This is a genomic window from Pseudomonas agronomica, from assembly GCF_025917275.1.
Classification (GTDB): Bacteria; Pseudomonadota; Gammaproteobacteria; order Pseudomonadales; family Pseudomonadaceae; genus Aquipseudomonas; species Aquipseudomonas agronomica.
On record NZ_JAOSHO010000469.1, the window covers coordinates 1 to 3,838 of the forward strand.

Sequence of the window (3,838 nt, forward strand, 5' to 3'; positions counted from 1 at the left end):
CAACGCCGCACTGCGGATGAACCCGTTGACCCCGGCCTTGGACGCAGCGTAATGACTGAGCCCTGGATAGGCGACCCGAGGCCCGGTGACCGAAGACGTGACCAGCACACAACCGCCACCTTGGCGCTGGAACATCGGCAAGGCGGCCTGGGTCAACCAGAACAGGGCCGAGAGATTGACCGCGAGCGTGCGGTCGAGCAGGGCGGGGGTGATCTGCTCGAAGGCCGTCAATGGAAAATACCCGGCGTTGTGCACGAGGATATCCAGGCGACCCCAGTCTCGCTCGATGCCCTTGACCCCATCGAACACCGCAGCCGCATCGGCCAGATCGAGTTCGATGGCCTCCACCTGACACCCGCGAGCGCCCAATTCGTCGGCCACTGCCTGGGCTTGCGCCAGGCGCAGGTCGACGATCATCACGCGTGCGCCACGCCATGCGAATGCTTCGACGATGGCCCGCCCGATCCCCTGTGCGCCGCCGGTGACCAGCACGGTCTTGCCGCTGAAGTCGAAGTCATTGGGCATCGGTCTTCTCCATATGCGCATAGGCCAGGGTCGGCACATCGACGATGCTCGATCCACCGTCGGCCACCAGGCTTGCACCGGTGATGATCGACGCGTCGGGGCTGGCCAGGAAGCGGCACACCTTGGCGATTTCCTCGGCGCTGGCGGGACGGCGCAACGGCACGTCGGCGCACACGCGGGCATAAGCTTGTTGCAGCGTGTCGCCGTGGAAGCTCATCAAGGGTCGCATCTCCTCGTCGGCCATCGGCGTGGTGACCCAGCCCGGGCACACCGCATTCACCCGCACGCCACGCGGGCCGTAGTCCCGTGCCAAGGAGCGGTTGAGCCCGAGCAGTGCATGCTTGGCGGTGGTGTAGCCGCACACTTCGGGCCCGGCGGCCAGCGAGGCGATGGAGCCCAGCAGCACGATGCATCCAGCGCTTTCGATCAGCAGCGGCAAGCAGGCGCGGGCGCTGTAGAACGCGCTGTCCAGGTTGCTGCGCAATGCCGCTTCCCAGGCGGACGGACTGGTTTGGCTGGCGCTGCCCACGCCATGCCCGCCGGCACAGGCCAGCAGCACATCGAGTCGACCAAAGCGCGCGTGAATCTGGCCGACGAAGTGTTCCCAGGTCTGCGGGCAAGCCGCATCGCCCACCAGCACCAGGCCACCGGTTGTCCCGGCGACCTGCTCCAGTGGCTCGCTACGCCGGCCGATCAGCACCAGGTTGGCACCTTCCGCGGCGTACAGCCGGGCGCAGGCGGCACCGATGCCCGTGCCGGCACCGGTGATGACCACGGTACGTGGATCAGGCATCGGGATACTCCGTGCGATTGAGGACCTGGCAGTAGGAACTGACCGGAAAGTTCGACAGCTCATCGAAGGACGAACCGGCATAGCCGAAGATCTTGCCGTCGCTGCGGTGTTGCTGCAGATCGATCAGTACCAGGCCGAGGGTCGGGATGATCTTTTCGCGCCAGACGAACAGGTACAGCTGGTCGGCAATCTTGTAGTAGTGGCAGCGATCGGTGTCGCAAAGGCCTTGTTCGACACCCTTGAGGCACTGCCAGGCATAGAACTGATCGTTCAGGTAGATGTGCTCGTAGACTTCGCTGGGGCTGTAGCGATACAGGTTGCGCAACCCGGTCAGTTCCTGGGTCGGCGCATGGGGGCAATGGTCGGCTTGCCAGGGTTGATTCAAGCTGCCGTGGAGGAATTGCACCTCAACCGAGGTCAGGTCCTTGCCGGCCAGGGCGCGGCTGTAGAGGCCTTGCTCGGTTTGTTCGCGACTCGGCATGCTGCCGATCACCGCGGTGAACGACGACGTGCCGGTGTCCAGCACCAGGCTGATCGACCAGGCTTGCCCGGCTTCATGCTTGATGAAGTCCACCAGGTACAGGCCCGGACGCACCGACGTGGCGCGGTACGCGGCCGAACCGCTGGAGTGGCCGTCGGCGGCGTTCCAGTGCAGCGTGGCGGTTTCAAAACGATGCTCGATCTGCCAGCCGTTGGAGAAGTACAGGGTGAAGGTCTTGCCGTTGAGGTCGGCCAGGTTGGGCAGGATAAACGCTTCTGGGGCGAAACCATCGGCGAGGGCGCCTACGGTGATCCAGTCGGATTGTGTGGTCATTGCATGGCTCCGGTGGGTTGAATGGACAACCCGGAGCATGCGGCCGCGGACGGAGCTCGCCTATCAACCAAATGGTTGAGCGGGCTTAAAGAAACAGCGCGGCCACCAGCTCGGTGCGGCTGCTGACGCCTGCCTTGCGGAACAGATGAATCAGGTGGGTCTTGATCGTGGGCAGGCCGACACCCAGCTCAACGGCCAGTTGCTTGTTGCTCGCGCCCTGGCGCAGCAACCAGGCGATCTGGCGCTCCTTGGGAGTGAGTCCGGCCAACCCGTCGTCAGCGGGCTGCATGTTGGCGACTGCCATTTGCAACAGTGCCTGCAAGGCATTCAGCTGCGCCAGTTGGTCCAGGGTGAAGGCCCCTTGGTCAGCGGTGCGCAGCAACGAAATGGCCGCCTGGGGCTGGTCGGCGCGATGAGCGACAATCTCCACCACATCGACCACGCCGTAGCGTTGCAGGAAGTCCCGGTAGCGGCGGCTGTCACGCAGCGGCTGTCTCGCCATCGCCAGCCCCAGCGGCACCACGGCCAGCCCGGTCGAGAGGCAATTGCGCGGCTGCAACGGGTCGAATTGGCGGTAGTTGTCCAGGTAATCGCGGTGCATCTCGCCGCTCATGCCCTGCAGCCTGAAGTCGCGGGCTTGTAGCTGGCGGTCGACGCAATAAAACGCCGCCTGGCTGGCGGGCACGAGTTGAGTGAAAGCCTGCAGGCAGCGGCCAGCGACTTCCTGGGCGGGGATGGCGTGCATGGTCGGTTACCTGCGCCGGGAAAACGCTGCCGGCAGAAAACCGGCAGCCAGGGGCGATCAGACTACCGCAAAATAGTGCTTCACGAAGCTGTCGCTGACCACCTCCCACAGCACCGGCGTGCCTTTGCTCACGAACCAGCTGTCGCCTGCCTTGTAGCGGGTGCTCTGGCCGGTGCTTTCGTCGGTCAGCACCACTTCGCCGGTGACCACGGTGGCCTGTTCGGCGAATGGGTAGACCATGCGGAACCTGCCCTGGGTGGTGCCGAAATAGGCGCTGCTGACGGGGTCGGTCGGGGCGCCGAAGGTCATCTTGCCGAAGGCCTTGACCTCGCCTTCGAGGATCTCTGAGCCCAGGTCGGCAACCGTGCCCCAGGCGTCGAGCTCGGATAGTTGGATGTCTTTCTTGAGCGGGGTAATGGACATGGCAGTTCTCCAGTGAATGAAACAGCGAGGGCTCAACGGCGACCGTTGAAATAGCCCGAGAGTTGATGAAGGCTTTTGCCGGCAGTGAGCAGCAGTGGGCGGATGTGGTCCTTGCCCAGGATCTGCGCGTGCTTGACCGAGCTGATCAGGTCGTAGCGCGAGGAACCTTCGCTCATGCCCTCGGCCAACACCTTGCAGATGATGTGGCTGGGCGTGACCCCGAAGCCGGCATAGCCCTGTACGTAAAAGGCGTTGGGGCGGCCACTGAGTGTGCCGATCTGCGGGAACAGGTTGGCCCCGGTCGCCATGGGCCCGCCCCAGGCCAGATCGATCTTCACATCCTTGAGGTACGGGAAAATCTTCAGCATCAGGTTGCGGTTCCAGGCCTTGAGGTCCAGCGGGATATGCTCGACAAACGGCGTGGCGGCCCCGAACAGCAGGCGGTTTTCGTTAGTGACGCGGTAGTAGTCGATCACCGGCCGGATGTCGCTGTAGGCACCGCGTATCGGGCTGATGCGGTTGATCATCTCGTCCGACA

6 protein-coding genes are annotated in these 3,838 nt (G+C 64.1%); all 6 read right to left on the reverse strand.

Annotated features, from left to right (window positions below):
• The coding region (locus tag OC610_RS22825; RefSeq protein ID WP_264430997.1) for an SDR family NAD(P)-dependent oxidoreductase at positions 1–525 on the reverse strand (525 nt) is incomplete at its 3' end.
• A complete protein-coding gene (locus tag OC610_RS22830) occupies positions 515–1,318 on the reverse strand; it encodes an SDR family NAD(P)-dependent oxidoreductase (protein WP_264431000.1) in 804 nt (267 codons plus the stop codon). The genes OC610_RS22825 and OC610_RS22830, both read right to left, overlap by 11 nt.
• Positions 1,311–2,132, reverse strand: coding sequence for a molybdenum cofactor biosynthesis F family protein (locus OC610_RS22835; RefSeq protein WP_181286247.1), 822 nt, complete (start codon positions 2,130–2,132; stop codon positions 1,311–1,313). The genes OC610_RS22830 and OC610_RS22835 overlap by 8 nt, the downstream gene beginning before the upstream one ends.
• A gap of 85 nt (positions 2,133–2,217) precedes the next feature.
• Entirely contained in the window at positions 2,218–2,877 is a 660-nt protein-coding gene (locus tag OC610_RS22840) for a response regulator transcription factor (RefSeq protein ID WP_264431002.1), read from the reverse strand.
• A gap of 57 nt (positions 2,878–2,934) precedes the next feature.
• Positions 2,935–3,300, reverse strand: coding sequence for a cupin domain-containing protein (locus OC610_RS22845; RefSeq protein ID WP_264431006.1), 366 nt, complete (start codon positions 3,298–3,300; stop codon positions 2,935–2,937).
• Between the two features lie 32 nt (positions 3,301–3,332).
• Positions 3,333–3,838 (reverse strand): NAD(P)/FAD-dependent oxidoreductase (locus OC610_RS22850; protein ID WP_264431008.1); only part of this gene is annotated, 506 nt, incomplete at its 5' end.

Coding starts and splice junctions, on each gene's coding strand:
- OC610_RS22830 (WP_264431000.1), bottom strand. CDS start 1,318: ATGCCTGATCCACGTACCGTGGTCATCACCGGTGCCGGCACGGGCATC.
- OC610_RS22835 (WP_181286247.1), bottom strand. CDS start 2,132: ATGACCACACAATCCGACTGGATCACCGTAGGCGCCCTCGCCGATGGT.
- OC610_RS22840 (WP_264431002.1), bottom strand. CDS start 2,877: ATGCACGCCATCCCCGCCCAGGAAGTCGCTGGCCGCTGCCTGCAGGCT.
- OC610_RS22845 (WP_264431006.1), bottom strand. CDS start 3,300: ATGTCCATTACCCCGCTCAAGAAAGACATCCAACTATCCGAGCTCGAC.